Annotated in this window: 17 protein-coding genes; 9 read left to right on the forward strand and 8 right to left on the reverse strand. The window is 63.5% G+C overall.

What is annotated here, in order from left to right; genetic code table 11:
- Positions 1–519 precede the first annotated feature (519 nt).
- A complete protein-coding gene (locus WC739_RS06345; RefSeq protein ID WP_372952169.1) occupies positions 520–945 on the forward strand; it encodes a MucR family transcriptional regulator in 426 nt (141 codons plus the stop codon).
- Between the two features lie 77 nt (positions 946–1,022).
- Here the strand turns inward: WC739_RS06345 and WC739_RS06350 are convergent, their stop codons facing one another.
- Positions 1,023–1,451, reverse strand: coding sequence for a SufE family protein (locus tag WC739_RS06350; RefSeq protein ID WP_372952170.1), 429 nt, complete (start codon positions 1,449–1,451; stop codon positions 1,023–1,025).
- A 101-nt stretch (positions 1,452–1,552) separates the two neighbouring features.
- Positions 1,553–1,906, reverse strand: coding sequence for a DUF5330 domain-containing protein (locus tag WC739_RS06355; protein WP_372952171.1), 354 nt, complete (start codon positions 1,904–1,906; stop codon positions 1,553–1,555).
- A gap of 531 nt (positions 1,907–2,437) precedes the next feature.
- On the opposite strand from WC739_RS06355, the gene WC739_RS06360 reads away from it, so the two are divergent.
- From WC739_RS06360 to WC739_RS06370, 3 genes are all read left to right on the forward strand, one after another.
- Positions 2,438–4,171, forward strand: a complete 1,734-nt coding sequence (locus WC739_RS06360) for a PAS domain-containing sensor histidine kinase (protein WP_372952172.1) — start codon at positions 2,438–2,440, stop codon at positions 4,169–4,171.
- Positions 4,146–4,943 carry a peptidoglycan-binding protein gene (locus tag WC739_RS06365; protein ID WP_372952173.1) on the forward strand — a complete coding sequence of 266 codons (798 nt, stop codon included), beginning with the start codon at positions 4,146–4,148 and terminating at the stop codon, positions 4,941–4,943. The genes WC739_RS06360 and WC739_RS06365 overlap by 26 nt, the downstream gene beginning before the upstream one ends.
- A 191-nt stretch (positions 4,944–5,134) precedes the next feature.
- Complete coding sequence (locus tag WC739_RS06370) at positions 5,135–5,482, forward strand: DUF1491 family protein (protein ID WP_372952174.1); 348 nt, start codon at positions 5,135–5,137, stop codon at positions 5,480–5,482.
- Here WC739_RS06370 and WC739_RS06375 read toward each other — a convergent pair.
- The 6 genes from WC739_RS06375 to WC739_RS06400 all read right to left on the reverse strand — a co-directional run bounded on the left by WC739_RS06375 (position 5,460) and on the right by WC739_RS06400 (position 13,034).
- Entirely contained in the window at positions 5,460–6,491 is a 1,032-nt protein-coding gene (locus WC739_RS06375; protein ID WP_372952175.1) for a hypothetical protein, read from the reverse strand. The two genes, WC739_RS06370 and WC739_RS06375, sit on opposite strands and share 23 nt — an antisense overlap.
- Positions 6,492–6,926: 435 nt before the next feature.
- The gene (locus WC739_RS06380; protein WP_372952176.1) at positions 6,927–7,496 is read right to left on the reverse strand and encodes a DUF1254 domain-containing protein; all 570 of its coding nucleotides are present in this window, start codon (positions 7,494–7,496) and stop codon (positions 6,927–6,929) included.
- Complete coding sequence (locus WC739_RS06385; RefSeq protein ID WP_372952177.1) at positions 7,489–8,073, reverse strand: DUF1214 domain-containing protein; 585 nt, start codon at positions 8,071–8,073, stop codon at positions 7,489–7,491. The genes WC739_RS06380 and WC739_RS06385 overlap by 8 nt, the downstream gene beginning before the upstream one ends.
- 101 nt (positions 8,074–8,174) lie before the next feature.
- Positions 8,175–10,328, reverse strand: a complete 2,154-nt coding sequence (locus WC739_RS06390; RefSeq protein WP_372952178.1) for a transglycosylase domain-containing protein — start codon at positions 10,326–10,328, stop codon at positions 8,175–8,177.
- A gap of 152 nt (positions 10,329–10,480) precedes the next feature.
- Positions 10,481–11,413 carry a dimethylarginine dimethylaminohydrolase family protein gene (locus tag WC739_RS06395; protein ID WP_372952179.1) on the reverse strand — a complete coding sequence of 311 codons (933 nt, stop codon included), beginning with the start codon at positions 11,411–11,413 and terminating at the stop codon, positions 10,481–10,483.
- 28 nt (positions 11,414–11,441) lie between these two features.
- Positions 11,442–13,034: an amidohydrolase gene (locus WC739_RS06400; RefSeq protein ID WP_372952180.1), complete on the reverse strand. Its 1,593-nt coding sequence runs from the start codon at positions 13,032–13,034 to the stop codon at positions 11,442–11,444.
- 84 nt (positions 13,035–13,118) lie between these two features.
- On the opposite strand from WC739_RS06400, the gene WC739_RS06405 reads away from it, so the two are divergent.
- The 5 genes from WC739_RS06405 to WC739_RS06425 all read left to right on the forward strand — a co-directional run.
- Positions 13,119–14,045 carry a LysR substrate-binding domain-containing protein gene (locus WC739_RS06405; protein WP_372952181.1) on the forward strand — a complete coding sequence of 309 codons (927 nt, stop codon included), beginning with the start codon at positions 13,119–13,121 and terminating at the stop codon, positions 14,043–14,045.
- 185 nt (positions 14,046–14,230) lie between these two features.
- Positions 14,231–15,325, forward strand: a complete 1,095-nt coding sequence (locus WC739_RS06410; protein WP_372952182.1) for an ABC transporter ATP-binding protein — start codon at positions 14,231–14,233, stop codon at positions 15,323–15,325.
- A 67-nt stretch (positions 15,326–15,392) separates the two neighbouring features.
- Positions 15,393–16,508, forward strand: coding sequence for an ABC transporter substrate-binding protein (locus WC739_RS06415; RefSeq protein ID WP_372952183.1), 1,116 nt, complete (start codon positions 15,393–15,395; stop codon positions 16,506–16,508).
- Positions 16,509–16,545: 37 nt separating this feature from the next.
- A complete protein-coding gene (locus WC739_RS06420) occupies positions 16,546–17,379 on the forward strand; it encodes an ABC transporter permease (RefSeq protein ID WP_372952184.1) in 834 nt (277 codons plus the stop codon).
- On the forward strand, positions 17,379–18,112 hold a 734-nt coding region (locus WC739_RS06425), incomplete at its 3' end, for an ABC transporter permease (RefSeq protein WP_372952185.1). The genes WC739_RS06420 and WC739_RS06425, both read left to right, overlap by 1 nt.

Consider the following 18,112-nt stretch of genomic DNA (forward strand, 5'->3'; position numbering starts at 1 on the left):
TGGGGCCGTAATCGCGGCTTGGCAAGTGGCCGATATGCGTCGCGACCCGGCAAAAGGCGTGCTTCGTCACCTGCTGACACGCGGCAAATGCGTTACGCCAAGGAGCGCGGCAACTGGCTGGTTACTGCCTGCGCGGCCACCGCGGCAACCTGCGGTTTTGTGGACACATGTGAACAACCAAGAATGTCGGCGCGGTCGCCAAGCAAAATCAAGCAATGGACGACGCTTTGTGAGATATCCCTGATGTAACGACTAACTGACCTGGCGTCAGAACGTGTCGGTCTTACGTGCGAAATATCGGAAATTTCAAAACGCACGAAAGATTGAAGCTGAACAGGGAATAGTTGATCAGCACCAACAAATATAGTGAAGAGCGAGAATTGACTTACTTGATAAGCAGGTTCATTGATGTGCCCGCCACGCGAATCGCGGAAGCTCTAGATGCACAAAATTGGTGCAATGCCCTCCCTGTAAAAAAAGGGCACGGAACGAAATAACTCTTGTTGGGGCCGTAAGACCATGGATATCGCCGAAACACCTTCCAGAAACAGCGACGCCTTGATTGAATTGACAGCTGATGTGGTGGCCGCCTATGTCAGCAACAATCCAGTGCCGGTCGGCGAATTGCCGAATCTAATCGCCGATGTCCACGCCGCGCTCGGGCGCGTGGGTGGTGCCGCCGAACAGCCGGCTATCGATAAGCAAAAGCCTGCGGTGAACCCGAAGCGTTCGGTTCACGACGACTACATTGTCTGCCTTGAAGACGGCAAGAAATTCAAGTCGCTCAAGCGCCATCTGATGACCCACTACGACCTCACGCCCGATCAGTATCGTGAGAAGTGGAACCTGGACCCGACCTATCCCATGGTCGCTCCGAACTATGCCGCCGCTCGGTCGCAACTCGCCAAGAAGATGGGCCTCGGCCGCAAGCGCAAGGCGCGGTAATCGCTGCCTGCCAGCTTAACTTCAATGCAGCGGCGCCTTCGGGCGCCGTTTCATTTTGCGTGCAGCGGTTCGATGGATCAGGCGGTCTGCCTGTGTGCCGCGTCGGCATCGCGCTTGACGCGCTTGACCATGGATCGAAGGCCGTTCGCGCGCTGTGGCGAAAGATGCTCGTCGAGGCCGAGTTCCCTCAATGTCGCTTCCGCGTCGGTTTTCTGGATCTCGCTGGCTCTCTTCCCGGAAAACAGTGCGAGCATGATCGCGACCAGGCCTCGCACGATATGGGCATCCGAATCGCCCTTGAAGATGATGACGGGATCGGGCCCAGGCCCTTGTTCAGTGGTCAGCCAGACCTGGCTGACGCAGCCGGGCACCTTGTTGGCGGCGTTGCGCTCTTGGTCCGGGAATGGCGGCAGCGCCTCACCGAGTTCGATGACATAACGATAACGGTCTTCCCAATCCTCCAAGAGTGAGAAGTCGTCGCGGATCGTCTGGATCGAACTCGTCATGATCGGGATATAGTCATGCGGATGTGCCGCGTCACGGAAAAAACAAGGACACCGCAGAGGCGTCGTAAGTGCGAATGGCCCGCGGCGAGATGCCGGACGGCTTAGTTCCGCGCCGGCAGGTTGACTGTCTCGGGCAAGACGATCTCTTCCGGCACGCTCGCGGTCATCGTCGACAGATCGGGGCCGGCTGCGGCCTTGTCGTCCAGCATCGCCGCCGCCATCTTGGCCGTCTCCCTGGCGCGGACGGTGATCGTATGCATGGCCGACTTGCCGGTTTCGCAGACGTCGGGCTTGCGTTCGCAAATGCCGGCGATATCGCCGACGGCTTCGCGTGCCGCGAACAGAGCCTGGATGGGTCCGACGCTTTCCTGCCCAGGTTCCTCAGAACCGACACCGAGCGGCAGCGCCAGCAGCACCAGGGAAAACCAGAAAGCCATCCTTATCAGAAAGAACATGCCTTGCCTCTCGTCGTGACCGGATCATGCGTCATAAGGCATGACCTCTTTTATGGGGACGATATTGGCATATAGGCGCAAAAGACGGCTTGCGCGCAAAGCAAGAATTTTCTTCAAATTTTAGGCAGATTCGAAACGAAGCATTTTGCAATCGGTTTGACGAAAATTCGAGTGGCCATGTTTGCCATTCGGAAACCATCCATCCGCTTGTTCTGTAACGATATTCCGTCAGAGCAAGGCCGACGGGTATCGACCTTGGCCGGCGCACGGTCCAAGGCGCCGGATAACCCTCCGTTTACTATGGCGGCATTTGCCCGGGTTTTCGGCCGCCGGCATCCCGATATTCGCCGCAGCCCGGGCCTTGGTCGGCCCTGCCTTATCCATTCCTTAAACGCTGGATGCGAGTTTCAGTGTTAACCAGAATGATCTGCAAAGCAGAGCTGTCCCGACGAGTGCGAGTGCGTTGAGTTGAGTTCGATCAAGGCCAGATACGTTGAATTGCCCGGCGCGATGGCCGCCGGTTGCGAACGTATGGTCCATCCGTCCATTCTCGGGCGCAGCGAGCGCGAGGCTCAGGGCCGTTTCATCGGCGTGATGCTGGCCGCTCCCTTCTTTGCCGCCGGCGCGGCTGTCACGCTTGTCACGTCAGGCATGGGCGCCGCCGTTACCATGGCCGCTATCTTCTCGACCTTTGGTTTGTGCTGGTTCATCGCCTTGCTGGTGGCCGCGACCGGCAAGATGGCCATGGCGGGTCGAGTTGCGCTGGCGGTCGCCGCCATTGCCTTGGGCTGCCTCATCGCCGCCGCCGGCGGGCTGAGTTCTCCTGTCGCAATGCTTGCCCTGGCGCTGCCGTTCGAGGCCTGGTGGATCGGCGCTTCGCGGCGTGCCGCGCTCTGGGGAGCCTTGGCCGCCGCTGCCGCCATCCTGATCCAGACCTTGGCGGGCCCCATGTTGCCGACCACGGGAGTGCAGGTCGCCGCATGGCATTGGCTGGTGCCGCTGGCGTGGGTTTTGACGTTGATGCCGCGCATTTCGGCGTTTCGCGATACCGACGATGCGGCCAATCCGATGGATACCTCCGCTCGGCTGGAGGACATCATCAATGCGGTGGTCATGCGTGTCGCCCGCCATGGCGAGGTGCTGGACGCTTCCACCAAGACGCGCGCGATCTTGAAGCTGCCTCCGGAACTGCTTTGTGGAAATGGCCTCTTCGACCGCGTCCATCTGTCGGACCGCGTCGCCTATCTCAGTGCATTGGCGGACATGCGTGACGGCGCGCTGTCGCGCTGCCTCGAACTGCGCATCAGGCTGCCCCAGAACGGCAATGGCGTGACGGCCGACAATTATCGCCCGTTCTCGCTGGAAATGCTTCGCGGTGAAGGCGAGACCGAGGCCTTCACTCTCTTGCTGCGCGAGAACGACGAGATTGCCGGTCTGCGCGCGGACCTTGCCATGGCCAATGAAGCGGCCGCGTCCGCCGAGGTGGCCAAGGGGCGTTTCCTGGCGGTGGTGAGCCACGAACTGCGCACACCATTGAATGCCATTATCGGCTTCTCGGACATGTTGCTGCACGAGATGTTCGGCGGCTTCAAGGACCCGCGGCAGAAGGAATATGTTGGCCTGGTCAGGGATTCGGGGCAGCATCTGCTTGCCGTCGTGACTTCGATCCTTGAAGTGTCCAGGATTGAATCAGGCGCCTATGCGACCGAGCCTGAGCCGTTCCGGTTCTCCGAGGCGGTCGACATGTGCCAGTCCATCATGCGGCTGCAGGCGCAGGCGAAGAATATCGAGCTGAGGGCGTTGATCGCGCCGGATGTCGGCGAGATCAACGCCGATCGGCGCGCCGTGCAGCAGATGCTCATCAACCTGCTGTCGAATGCGATCAAGTTCACGCCGGACGGGGGCGACGTCGTCATTGGCGCCAAGCGGATCGGCTCGCGTCTGCATTTCTGGGTCGAGGATACCGGCATCGGCATTGCCGAGGAGGATTTCGCCAATCTGGGCAAGCCATTCACGCAGATCCAGAATGACTATACCCGCAAGTTCGAGGGAACGGGCCTGGGACTTTCACTGGTGAAGGGCCTTGTGGCGCTGCATGACGGCACGATGTCCATCGAAAGCATGCCGGGCGAGGGCACCACGGTGACCATCAGCCTGCCGGTGAACGGACCGAAGGGGCGCCCGGCGGACGGTGCCGGGGTGCTGACGATGCCGGTGGCCATGGGGAAAGGGGACAGAAATGGCTCGCTCCGCAAAACAGCCTAAGCCGGTAAAGCGCCGCCGCAATGCCTTTCAGGGTGGCGCCGTCGCTGTCGGCGCGATGATTTCGCGCAACCCGGTCCTGGTGGGCGGGTCGACGGCATTCCTGGTGACGCTGTTCTACGTGTCGGCGAACGCGTTGTGGTATCAGCCTTTCCCGCATGCCGGCGCGTTCTTCGCGACGCGGAGCATCGAAGGTTTTCCACGCGCCGCGGCGGACGAGCCGGAGACGACGTTCAACATCGTGCGGCCAGCCGGGGCACCGGCTCCGATCAAGGGCGATCCGGTGGTCGAGCAGGTGCAGGGCATACTGAAGGACCTGGATTTCTATTCCGGAACGGTCGACGGCATTTCCGGGCCAAACACGCGCAAGGCCATCCAGGCCTACCAGCAGAAGGTGGGGATCAACGCCTCCGGCGAAATCGACGCCCTGCTGCTGGATCAGCTGGGCGCCACGCCGAAAACCGCTTCCGTCGTGCCCAGGCCGCAACCGCGCCCGGACACGTCCGCCGCCGTTCCGGTCTCCCTGCAGACCACTTCCGGGCAATCCGCTTCCGCGCAGGCGGATACCCCGATGCAGGGGCCCGATCCGCGCATCGTCAAGATCCAGGCGGGGCTGAAGGCATTCGGCAATGAAGACATGCGGCTGGACGGCGTCGTCGGCACCCGCACCAAGGCGGCGATCAAGGAATTTCAGTCCTTGTTCGGGCTGCCGCAGACGGGCGAGCCCGACGAAATCGTCTACGTCAAGATGCGTGAGATCGGCCTGACCAACTAGGGCAATTCCAGAAAAGTCTCTGCGGTCTTTGCAGGAAAGGCTTCGCGCCTTCCCTTGGGAATTGCATGAAAACAAGAAGTTAGGGCAGTTCGCCGTTCCGTAAAACAATAACCGATCCACGGGCTGGAACGATGCTCGCCGAGCGGCGGAAATACGGCTAGAGAACCCGCACGCTTTCCGGAGTTCTCTCGATGCGCGTTACTTCCGATCTTTGGGTGTCGGTCCTGTTGCGCCGGGTTTTCAGCGCCGGCGGATTTGCCGCCGTGGTCAAGCGCGGCGCGACCGAAGCCGGCGCCGTGTTCGTGCTGGCGCGGGCCAGGTCGGGAGAAATCGCCCTGTTCGGCCCGGCGCCGCAGACGAGCTACGATTCGGCCAAACCCGATGATCGCTTCTTCAGCCTGCTTGGCGCCGGCGATGATGCCGCCGCGCTGGACGCGCGGCTGGAGCGGGAAAAAAAATTCGACCCCGACATCTGGGTGGTCGAGATCGAGGCTGGCGCCGTCCCCGTCGAGGAGCTTATTTCCGTGAAGACGCCCTGACGCCGGACGACGCCGGTGCGTCATCGCTGTTGGACGCGGCGTGTGTGACGCTGTTGTCGGCCTTGGGGCCCCGAATCGCCCTCGAAAGGGTTTCCGCCTTCCAGAGCCGCACCTTGTCCTTGGCCACGTCGCGATGCAGCAGGCGATAGCGGTCGAGGAAGGCGCGGATGGCTTGTGGATGTGGGAAATGGCCGGGATAGATGGCAACCGTGATCAGGAATGCCCGGTCTTCGCTGAGGTCGAGCGAGCGCAACGCGGCAAGCAGCGAGGCATAGTTCTGGTTGGCGGTAAGCGATTGCGCGACCCTGAAATCGATGTCGAGCGCGTCGGCCAGCGCCGTCTGGAAGAAGGCGGCGTTTCCGGTCAGCGCCGTCTCGCGCAATTTGACAAAAGTGTCGGCGCCGACAAGGCGAGCGGCGTCCGCTGCCTCGCCTTCGGCCCGCATCATCGACCGCAGCCTGCGTCTTGCATTCTCGGCGCCGATGCCTTGCGCCTGGTGACTCTCTGGGACGTTGGATGTCGTTTGCGTGCTCATCGGCGCGATCTTCTCCGCAACGGTGATATTCATGTTCGAATCCCGCGGCCGCGCCAGGTGCGGCCTTTCGAGTGCCCTGACCAGGTCGGCGATGGTCGGGTTCAAATCCTTGCGGCGCGCGATGGCGCGCGCATGGGGCAGGCCATGCCGCCCGATCAGCGCGATAAGATCGATGTCGCTGACGGCGCGTGAGCGGATGAGCAACGGGGCAGCGATATCGACCGGTTGATCGCACAGCCGACGCACCAGTGCGGCGGGTGCATATTCGCATTCCGAAAGGGCGGCGGCCACGTAGCGCCGCGATTCGACGGACACGGCGTCGAACAGCGGCAGCGTCAGGTCTTCAAGCTGGGCGATCTCGCTGCGTGACGGCCGGGTGAGTGAACAGAACGCCGAAACGGCGGCGCGGAACAGCCTTTCAGCCTTTCCAGAATCGGTTCGCACCGCGATATGCCTGAAGTCGGAAGATGACACGAAGGATACGCCCGATACTCGACACAGCCCTGACCACGCTTGACCGGGACCATGCCGGCCTCGCAATGGCCCCGGCCGAAACCTTCCGGCCTGGGAACAAAGATCAAATTAGCGAGGATCCGTTAGCGCTACGTTAACCCTCTGCCGTCCTTAATGATATTTGGAGGCGTTGCGTTGTGCTCCGGTGAAACCGAGAGGAATGCGCGAGTCATGGGCATGGTACTGTCTTTCGTGCCGCGAACGGCACCAAGCAATCGGACAAAGCAAACCGCCGAGATACCGGCGGCCGTGATCATCTTTCCCGGGATCCGCTACGAGCGGTCCCAGGCCAGTGACATGAGGCCGGCCGATCCCGACAAGCCTGGCTCGCCACGGACGAAGCCGATACCGCATCACTGAGCACGGCGCTCACGAACCGGCGGGCAGGGCGGTTGGCTAGAATTCCTGCAACGCGCAGGAGCTTTGCTCGAAAAAGCGCGATACGATCGGCTTCCAGCTGTCATCGGGCACGAAGGCGCGGATGACGAAGATGCCCTCCTCGATCGGCGCTTCGACGAAGATCGCGCCCTGGAGGTCCTCGGGAAGCTCCTTGCGCACGTCGATCATCTGCGCCGGCGTCAGCACGACGGCGTCCAGCACGGCCCCCGTCGCCGTGTGGTCATTGAAGGAATAGATGTTGTGGCCGTTGCGGTCATAAACCGACACCGACCAGAAGGGGACGTGTCCAGGCGCCTTGACGCGCACCATCCCTTCACCGAGGTCGAACCGGCAGGCTGTCGCGTAAAATAGCGGGTCGACGGATTTCACCACGGGCGCGCCCCCGGCCTCGGCATCGAGCCGCGTCATCTTGTAGAGGTCAGAGGCCATCGAAAGCCGCGACCACGCGTCCCGTTCGGAAAATTGCGGCACCAGCAGCAGCACGACGATGTGCACGATGCCGGCGCCGAGCAGTCCGAGCAGGACGGCATGCAGGAGCCCGCGCATAGCCGGGTAAAGGCTACGCATCGCAACCGGCCCTGACGATCTTCGGCAGTGAAACGTCCGACAGGCCTGTGCTGCTGGCGATCGGCGTGTCGTAGAAAGTCAGCACGAAATACATCCTGCCGGCCCCGTCTGTCAGCAGCCAGTTGCCCGGCATCGGGTGAGGGCTGGCGGAGATGATCACCGAATTGTCGGCTTGGCGCAGCACCCCGTAGGATTGCAGCGCCGCCGGCCGGGTCTTGCCGGTTTCGACCACGCCCAGCGACTGGTCGGCGGCGTAGAGCGTCCAGAATCGTGCGGTCGGGAATCCGCCCTCGATCCTGTAGGTGCATTCGCGCCGGAGCTCGGCGCCGCCCGCGTCGCGCTCGGCGACGAAGGACAGTCCTTCCGCGCGGCCGAGCGCGAGCACGCCCTCGCGTGCCACCCGGGCTTTCGAATAAGGGTCGGCGGACGATGTGCCGATATCGGGAAAGGCCGTCCACTGGCCGATCCGGATGGCGCCGACGCCATCCTGGATTTTCAGCGCATACCAGACGCTGCCGCCACCGCCGCCGATGGCTATGACAAGCGTGAGCAGCGTCAGGAAGGCGTTCTTGAGCATGAAGGGCCAGGACAGGAAAGTTGCCGCCCGGGGATATCGCGGCGGGGGGCCTCGTGGCAAGCGGACCCGTGGATTTGCGTGGGCCGGCCAGCGGGAAAGCGCTACAGCGCCGACAGTGTCTCCGGGGGCTGCGGCGCGTCGAGGGGAGGCGCCGACTGGAAAAGCCTGGTCATCTCCTTCAGGATCGCGGTCGTGCGGCTGGACAGCACCGGCGGGCGTTCGGCCGCCGCATCGGCAGCCGCCTGCTCCTCGTTCTTCTTCTGCGCCTCCTCGGCCTTGGCCGCGATCTGCTCGTCGACGAAGGGCTTGTCGATGCCGGGGATGGGCTTGAGGTCGATATTCTGGTGCGCGTAGACCATCAGGCGCTGCCACACCATGGCCGGCAGCGTCCCGCCCGTCATGTTCTTGGTTGGCGTGAAGTCGTCATTGCCCAGCCACACCGCCGCCGTGTAGTTGCCGGTGAAGCCGACAAACCAGGCGTCACGGTAGGATTGCGTCGTGCCAGTCTTGCCGGCGACGACGATGTCGGGGATTTGAGCCCGCCGGCCTGTGCCCATCACCGGCACCGCCGTCAACATGGTGTTCATGGATTTCAGCGCCTGCTCGGACAGGACGCGGTGCGGCGGCGGCGCATCCTTGGCGAAGTCGTAGACCACCTCACCGGTGCGGGTGACAAGCTGGGTGATGCCGTGCCGTGAACCGACGAAGCCGTCCTGGGCGAACACGCTGTAGCCTGTCGCCTGGTCCATCACCGTCATCCCCGACGTGCCCAGCACCATCGTCTTGTGCCCCTCCAGCGGCGTTTCCACGCCGAACGATTCCGCCATCGCCTTGATCGGCGCGATGCCGAGATAGTCCTTGGCGAGCCGCACCGGCACGGTGTTGATCGACTTGGCCATCGCCATGATCAGCGTGATGTTGCCGGCGGATTCGCCCGAATAGTTGTGCGGCGACCAGCTGCCCCAGCTGATCGGCCCGCCCGAGATCACGGAGGTGGGTTTGAAGCCATGCTCCATCGCCGTGGCATAGACATAGGGTTTGAAGGACGAACCCGTCTGGCGAAGCGCCTTGGTGGCGCGATTGAACTGGCTGGCGCCGTAGTCGCGTCCGCCGACGATGGCGCGGACCGCGCCATTGGTTTCGATCACGACGACAGCGCCTTCGGTGACGTTGTACTCCTTGCCGAATTGCCGCAGGTGGAATTCGACGGACTCCTCCGCGGCCTTCTGGATGTTGGCGTCGAAGGTGGTATGGGCAACCAGCGAGTGCTGTCCCGGCTTGGCGATCTTCTTGACCTCGTCGAACGCCCAGTCGAGATAGTAATCTGGGCTTTTCTGTTCGCCGCGATCGACGACGTCGGCGGGATGCAGCCGCGCCTGAAGCACCTGCCCCTCGGTCATGAAGCCGGCATCGACAAGGTTGGACAACACCACATTGGCGCGCGCGCGCGCGGCCGGCAGATTGATATGGGGCGCATATTTGGTCGGCGCCTTGAACAGGCCTGCCAGCATCGCCGCCTCGGCGAGGTTCAGGTCCTTGACGCTCTTGCCGAAATAGAAATCGGCAGCCGCCTCGATGCCGAAAGTCCCGCCGCCCATATAGGCGCGGTCGAGATAGAGTTGCAGGATTTCCTTCTTCGACAGATTGGCCTCGAGCCACAGCGACAGGAAGGCTTCCTTGATCTTGCGCTCGAAGGTGCGCTCATTGGTCAGGAACAGGTTCTTCGCCAACTGCTGGGTGATGCTCGACCCGCCCTGGACCACGGAATTGGCCCGCACATTTTCGAAGATCGCGCGCGACAGCCCCAGCACGTCGATGCCGTAGTGATCGAAGAAGCGGCGATCCTCGGTGGCGAGCACCGCCTTGATGACCTGGTCGGGCATCTCGTCGACCGGCACCGAATCGCGCTGGATGATGCCGCGCTGGCCTATTTCGTTGCCGTAGCGGTCGAGGAAGGTGACGGCGAAGTCGCCCTGGGCCCGCCAGTCTCCCGTCGTGTCCTGGAAAGCTGGAATGGCCAGCGCCAGCATCACCACGATGCCGCCAGCGCCCAGTGTAAACCCTTCGCTCAACAGTTCGATGATGGCGCGGCGCCAGCCGGTGAGGCGGAAACGCCGCGAGAAGATCGTCGCGGCTTCCCAGAACTGGCGCGCCCTGAACCCGATCTCGTATAGCGAGGAATCGATCCAGGCATCCAGCGCCAGCGCCCAGGCGGCGATCGGACCTCTTCTCTTGCGCGGTTCAGGACTGGCCATTCGGAAATCCGGCTAGGCGATCGCGAGACCTGAGAACCGCAAACCGGCAATTTCAGGGCGATGCGTCGCGGGAGACTTCTCCTCCATTTTTCCAATGCTCACAAGGGCGGCAAGGACACAGCCCAGGGTTTGTTGCCGAGAGGCGGGCAGCCTCAGGCCGCTTCGCGCTTCAGCGCCTGCGCCATGCAGTGGATGCCGCCGCCGGTCTTCGAGATCTCGCTCATGTCGACGGCGGCCACTTCGAAGCCGCGCGCCTTGAGCTGGCCGATCAGCGTCTGGCTGGCGGTCGGCGCAATCACCCTGTCCTTGCCCAGCGACATGAAGTTGCAACCGAGCGCCATCGTGTCCTGGAACGGCACGTCGATGATCTCGTGGCCCTTGCCCTTCAGCCAGTCGACGATGCCGGGCTCCGTACAGGCGAGGCAGACGGCGGTCAGCTTTTCGGCGATCGGCACCACCATCAGGTCAATATGCACATAGTACTCGTCGATGAAGGCGAGGCGCGTTTCCCAGCCTTCCTTGTCGAACCAGGCCTGCACCTGTCGCGCGCCTTCTTCCTGCGTGCGGGCGCCGCCGCAGCCGATCAGCACCACGCCTTCCTCGATGACATTGAAGTCGCCGCCTTCGAACGTGCCGGCGGTGACCATGTCGTAGATCGGGATGCCGAGCTTCTCATAGGTGCGGATCGCCGCGTAGTTCTCGCCGCGCCGCCACCAGTTCGCCATGGCGGTGATAAAGGCGCCATAGGGCGTCATGACGCTGGAATCGCGCGAATAGACCTGCATCGGCAGTTCCGGCGTCGGCTCGTGCCAATGGATCCTGACCCCGAAATGCTCGTAGGCGGCGACCAGGTCCTTGTGCTGCGCCTGCGCGATCTGGACGTTGCAGGGCGCCTCGCGCAGATGCTTGCGCGACAGCGAACTGGTCGACAGATGGCGCAGGAAATTCGGCGAGCCGAGCAGCACGTCGGTCAGCACATCGGTCTCGTTGGCAAAGCCCCAGGCGGTCAGCGGCTTGGTGCCGCCAGCCGGGTTGCGGCGCTGGAGCGAAAACGGCTCTGCAACAATGCGGTCATGCACGGTCATCGGGTTCTCTCCTCGTGATTAATCGGGGTCATGCGGCAGTATTCTTTGGTATCCACCAGTCCCGTCCACGCGCGGTGGTGACATATTCCGGCCAGCGGAAGTGGATCGGCGGTTCGTAGTCGCATAGCGGCGCGATCCAGCTCGATCCGCCAATGCCGCCGCTGGTGCGCTTGACGAATTCATCCATCGCCGCCTCGCGCGCGGCCTTGTCTTCCAGCAGTCGCAGCGCGGCGAGCGCGATCGTCCTGGAGGCGCAAATCACCATCGGGTCGATGGTGGCCGCAATGCCGCCCAGCGCATTCATCACCCAGGATGGCCAGGCGTGCCCGCCGGCGGCCCGCAGGGCGGGGCGCGCGACATAGAATCGTGCCGTGGGCGTGTGCCAGGACATGTCGGTATAGTCGTCGGAGGTCGAATTGGCCTGCGATGGCGGCAGGTCGCGACGCAGGATGGCCTCGGCGTCCTGCGGCGCGATCAGCCGCTCCATCTCGGCGATGAACGGCTCGTCCGTCGCTGTCCCGCCTGCATTGACCTGGATCTCGCGCGCCACCGCGTTCGCCACGTCATCCCAGCGCGGCGGTCCGACCGCCGACAGCGCTTCGAAGGCAATTTCGGCCATGGCATGATTGGCGAGACCCGGCCGCGACTTCGAAACCCAGTGCCGCTCATGGCGGCAGCCGCTCATGGCGGCGGCGGCCTCGGCATTGCGGTCGAGCATGGCGGTGACCTGCTCGGCCATCGCAAGCGTCGGCACGCGGATCATGTACTGGATTTCGGCCAGCCCCGCCGGCAGGTTGTCGGCGGTCGCCTGGCCGGCGGTGAGGATCGCCTCGCTGATCGACCAGCCGCCTTGGTGGGGCAGCATCGAATCGCGCAACGCTTTGGAGGCCATGTACATCATCGACAGCGCGTCGTTGGCCCCGGGCGCCCTGACCGCGGAATGCGCCTGCGGAATCGGCGCGCCATCGCCCGCGCGAACCCAGTTTTCGGGCTCGTCGCAGATGAAGCGATAGATCATCGCGTAGGCGGCGCCGCAATGCGTGTCCCAGCGCGCCGTGTTGCAAAGCGGCAGCATGTAGAAGGGATGGAAGGAAATCATGCCGGCGAGGCCGTCATAGTAGCCCTTGGCGGCATGGATCGGCTTCGACCCGCGAACCTTCTCCGCCGGCTCTCCGGTGAAGCGCAGCGTGCCTCCTATGCCGTGATGCTGCATCGCTGCCTTGGCCGCCAGCAGGCCGCCGAGGCTGGCGACCCCCAGGCCGGAGTGCGGATCGGTATGGCCTCCGGCATGTTCGCCCAGGCCAGGGCGCGGACGCCTGACCGTCGCCGCATCCTGGCAATTGCCGGGCACGGCGTCGTATTCGGCATACATGCCGATGGTTGGCCCGGGGCCATTGCTCCAGTGCGCGCAGAAGGCGGTCGGCATGCCTCCCGAGCCTTCCTCGACCGAGAAGCCTTCCTGTTTCAGCAGCTTCACATACCAGGCGGCGGATTGATATTCGCGCCAGGCGGTCTCGCCGAAATCGAAGATTGTTCGCGTCCACGCCGACAGGGACGATTGGATGTCGTCGAGATGGGCAAGCGCGGTTGCCTGGGCCGAGGTCGTCGCCGGTTTTTCCATTGGACGAGAAGAAAGCAGTGAAGCGCGTCGCCAAAAAGTGATATGTTTTCCCGGTTCATGCAAATTCGGTTCACCTGAGGCTTCTTGCGAATCCCTTCCACACAGGCGCTACGCGCGCTCGACAGCTTTGCCAGGCATGGCAGTGTATGGCGCGCCGCCGACGAACTCCATTTGACCCGCAGCGCCGTCAGCCACCAGCTTCGCCTGCTGGAGCGCGACCTCGGCTTCGACCTGCTCGAGCGCATCGGCAAGGGGGTGGCCCTGACGCCGCGCGGCCAGCGCTATGCCAGCGACGTGCGCAAGGCACTGACCGTGCTGGGCGACGCGGTGGCGCGTGATGCGGGCACCGGCGTCGGCGGTTCGTTCAGCGTCAGTTGCACGCCGGGCTTCGCCTCGCTGTTCCTGTGCACCCACATTGGCGAATTCCGCCAGATGTATCCCGATGTCGCGTTGCGCATCCTGACGCCGCGGCGGCTCGACGATGTCAGCAATGCCGAGGCCGATGCGTTTATCGCTTTCGGCGTTGGCAATTGGCCGAACCGCGCGGTCGAGCTTCTGTGCGAAATCTCCTTCACCCCGCTCTGCAGTCCGACGCTGCTCAACAAGGTCGGTGGATTTTCCAGGCCCGCCGACGTGTTGCGCGCCAACCTCCTGCATCTCGGCGACACCGAGGATTGGGCGCGCTGGCTGGCCCTGTCGAGGGTGGAGAACCCCGACACCGAGGGCGGCATCTTCTTTTCTGACATGAATCTTGTCTTCTCGGCCGCTATTGCCGGCCAGGGCATGGCCATGGGCGACGAACTGACCAGCGGCAAGGCATTGGCCGAGGGCAGGCTCGTGCGTCCCTTCGACATCGCGATCAAGTCGCCGCGCTCCTATTTCCTGGTGTCCGAACACGCCAAGGCGACGCATCCCGTGCTTGACGCGTTTTCCGGATGGCTGCGGTCGAAACTGGTCGAGAGCAACGCCAAGGGCATCGCCGATCACGGGCGCCACCGATTGGAAAGATGAATGGAATTTGCCGATCCTGCGAAAACTATTCGGTTGCGGTGAGGCCGCGCGCTGCCCTACGATTTCGCTCGACGCTACGGCGCCGCGCGTCCCTGGACGCACGAAGAGCCTGTATGGTTTGATTTCGCGCATGATCTTTCGAAATCGAGTTCGATTTACGGGGTCATGCGCCGGGAAAGGGCAGGATGCGGCAACCCGGCCGGGCAGCAGAGATCAAGGCGATCGGGATCGGCAAGAGCTTTGGCTCCTTCCGTGCGCTGGACAATCTGACGCTCGATATCGGCCGCGGCGAGTTCGTCACCCTGCTTGGGCCTTCCGGTTCGGGCAAGACCACCTTCCTGATGATCCTCGCCGGCTTCGTCCAGCCGACCGAGGGCCGGCTGTTCAGCGACGGCACGGACATAACCGATCGGCCGGCCGAGCAGCGCGCCGCAGGCATGGTGTTCCAGGGCTATGCGCTGTTCCCGCATATGAGCGTCGAGGCCAACATCGCCTTCCCGCTCAAGGTGCGAAAGCAACCGGCGGCCGAGATCAAGCGCCGCGTCGGCGAGATGATCGAGCGCGTCGGGCTGGTCGGCCACGGGAAGAAACTGCCGGCGCAGCTTTCCGGCGGACAGCAGCAGCGTGTCGCGCTTGCCCGCGCGCTGGTGTTCGAGCCGGGCGTCCTGCTGCTGGACGAGCCGTTCTCGGCACTCGACAAGGGCCTGCGCGGCCAGATGCAGGCCGAAATGAAGCGGCTGCATCAGGAGACCGGCACCACCTTCGTGTTCGTTACCCACGACCAGAGCGAGGCGCTGGCGTTGTCGTCGCGCGTCGCCATCTTCAACCATGGCAAATTGCTGCAGATCGGCGCACCGGACGAGGTCTATGACCGTCCGGCCAATCGCTTCGTCGCCGAATTCCTGGGCGAGATCAACATGTTGCCATTGAAGGGCGTGCGCAGCGCCGACAATGGCGCGACCGCCCTGTGCGAGGACCGCGCCGTCAGCCTGCGTGGCAGCGCCGACGGCATCGGCGGCAATGCCATCCTGGCCATTCGGCCCGAATACATGTCGATCGCCAGCGAGGCGGCGCCCGGCGAGAACGGCATCGCCGCCACGGCAACCAATTCGACCTATCTCGGCGCCGCGACGCGGCTGGACCTGACGACAAGGCAGGGCGCCAGGGTCACGGTCTCGGTGCCCAACGAGGTTGCCGCGGCCGCGCTGGGCAAGGGCAATTCCGTTTGGCTGACCTGGCCGGCGGAAAAAGGTTTCCTCCTTCCGGATGGAGGACAATGACGAACGGTGTGGCGAGATATCGTCGCAGCGCTTTCCGGTACTATCAACGACAAAAAGGGGAACTGACATGACACACGATACAAGGAAACAAGCGATCGAAACCTTGGCCGGCAGGGCAGGCCGCGGCGAGATTTCGCGCCGGCAGTTCGCGCAGCTGGCGGCCCTGGTAGTGGCCGGCACGCCGATGCTGCTGCGCTCGACGAAAGCCTTTGCCGAGGCGAAGGAACTGGTGCTGGTGAACTGGGGCGGCGACGCCATCACCGCCTATGACGCCGCCTACGGGCAGGCCTTCACAAAGGAAACCGGCATCGTCGTCAAGATGGACGGTTCGGGGCCGACCGAGGGCGCCATCGCGGCGCAATCCAAGAGCGGTGCGCCGACCTGGGACCTGGTCGACGTCGATCCGTTCTCGGCCATTACGTTGGGCGCGCAAGGGATGCTCGAGCCGATCGACTACAAGATCGTCGACAAGACCAAGATGCGGCCCGGTTTCGGCTGGGATTACGCGGCTTCGACCTACTTCTTCTCCTATGTCATCGCCTATGATTCCGAGAAATACGGCAAGGATGCGCCGACCGGCATGGCGGATTTCTTCGACGTGAAGAAATTCCCGGGCAAGCGCTCGCTCTACAAATGGGGCGTATCGAGCTGGGAAGCGGCGTTGCTGGCGGACGGAATAGCGCCGGCCTCGCTCTATCCGCTCGACCTCAAGCGCGCACATGACAAGATCGCCGCCTTCAAGGAAAACGTCGTCGCCTATTGGGGCGGCGGCGCCGAAAGCCAGAGCGTGCTGCTCAACGGCGAGGCCTCGATGGCGATCGTCTGGTCGACCCGCGCCTCGCTGATCGAGCAGGACTCCGGCGGCAAGATCAAGTTCATCTGGGACCAGGGCCTGATCTCGCCCGGCGCGCTCGCCGTGCTCAAGGGCAATCCCGGCGGCAAGGACGCGGCGATGAAGTTCATCGCCAGCGCGCAGGATCCGCAGAAACAGCTGATCATGTTCGACAAGCTGGGCCAGGGGCCGGCCAATCCGGCCGCCGATGCCATGATCCCCGCCGACAAGAAACGCATCAACCCGGTCGATCCGGAGAACATGAAGAAGCAGATCGCCCTCGACATGGATTGGTACGCCAAGAATTATGGCCCGGCGCTCGACGAATACACCAAGATCATCTCCGCCTGACGAGACAGGGATAATCGCGCAGGGATAATCGGCCGGAATGAAAGGCTATCTCTCCGACAGGATGGGCGCGGCGCTGTTGATGGCGCCGCTGCTCCTGTTTCTGGCGCTGGCCTATGCCTGGCCGTTTCTCGGCGTCGTCAAATGGAGCTTCACCCTGCCGACGCCTGGGCTCGGTCAATACGACGCCCTGCTCACCGACGATCTGGTGCAGTCGGTCTTCATCCGCACGCTGCGCATCGCCGCCATCGTCACCCTGGTGTCGGTCGCGGCCGCCTATGCCATCACCGTCGTCTGGGTGCGTGGAACCCCGGCGCAACGGCTCATCGCCGAATTCTGCATCCTCGTTCCGTTTTGGATTTCGGTGCTGACGCGGGCCTTCGGCTGGGTGGCGCTGCTGTCCAATCGCGGCCTGATCAACACCTGGCTGCAGGCGATCGGGTTCATCTCGGAGCCGCTGGCGCTGGTGCGCAATGAGTTTGGCGTCATCGTCGGCATGACGCATTTCCTCATTCCCTTCGCCGTCTTCCCGCTGGCGTCGGCCATGCGCAGCCTCGACGATCGTGTGCTGCTGGCCGCGCGCGGCCTCGGCTCCAGCCGCATGCGCACCTTCTGGTCGGTGTTCGTGCCGATGACCCGCTCCGGCATCATCGGCGCCGCTATGATCGTCTTCGTCTTCTCGCTCGGCTTCTTCGTCACGCCGGCGATCCTCGGCGGCGGCCGCAGCGTCATGGTCGCCGAACTGATCTATCTGCGCATCTTCCAGAGCCCGGACTGGGGGCTGGGCGCGGCGATCAGCGTCGTGCTGGTGCTGTTCGTCGGCGCGCTGATGGCGGTGCTGTTCCGCTATGTCAGACCGAAGCAGCTGATCTGATGCCGACCTATCGCCCTGGGCCCGTCTCGCTGGTCATCGCCGCTTTTGTAGCGCTGTTCCTGCTGATGCCGCTGCTTGCCGTCATCCCGGTGTCGCTGACGCCGAGTCGCATGCTGGCGATGCCTTCGGGCGAACTGTCGCTTCGCCACTACCGCGCCTTGATCGAGGATCCGCGCTGGATCGACTCCATCCTGCTCTCGATCCGCATAGGCATCGTCAGCAGCGCTTTCTCCACCCTGCTTGCGCTGTGCTTCAGCCTCGGCGTGTGGATGTTCCAGCCGCGCTTCACCGCGGCCCTGGTCGGCTTCGTGCTGCTGCCGATGGTGGTGCCGCCGGTGGTTTCGGCGATCACGCTCTACTTCCTGCTGACCTCCATCTCCGGCTTCAGCTCGTTCTTCGGCTACGACACCTGGCTGGGCGTCGCCATGGCCCATTCGGTGATGACCGTGCCCTTCGCCACGGTGCTGATGCTGGTCTCGCTCAGCCAGCTCGACCGCCGCATCGACCTTGCCGCCCGCGGCCTTGGCGCCTCGGTATGGGAGCGCGCCACCCGTATCATCATGCCCAACATCAAGTTCGGCATCATCACTGCAGCGCTGCTCTCCTTCGTGCTTTCCTGGGAAGAGATCGGCGTCACCCTGTTCATCACCTCGGTCAACGCCATCACGCTGCCGCGCCTGATGTGGATGGGCCTGCGCGACAATATTGATCCTGCGATCGCCGCACTGTCGGT

This window comes from Mesorhizobium sp. (assembly GCF_041661565.1).
In the GTDB taxonomy this organism is placed as follows: domain Bacteria; phylum Pseudomonadota; class Alphaproteobacteria; order Rhizobiales; family Rhizobiaceae; genus Mesorhizobium.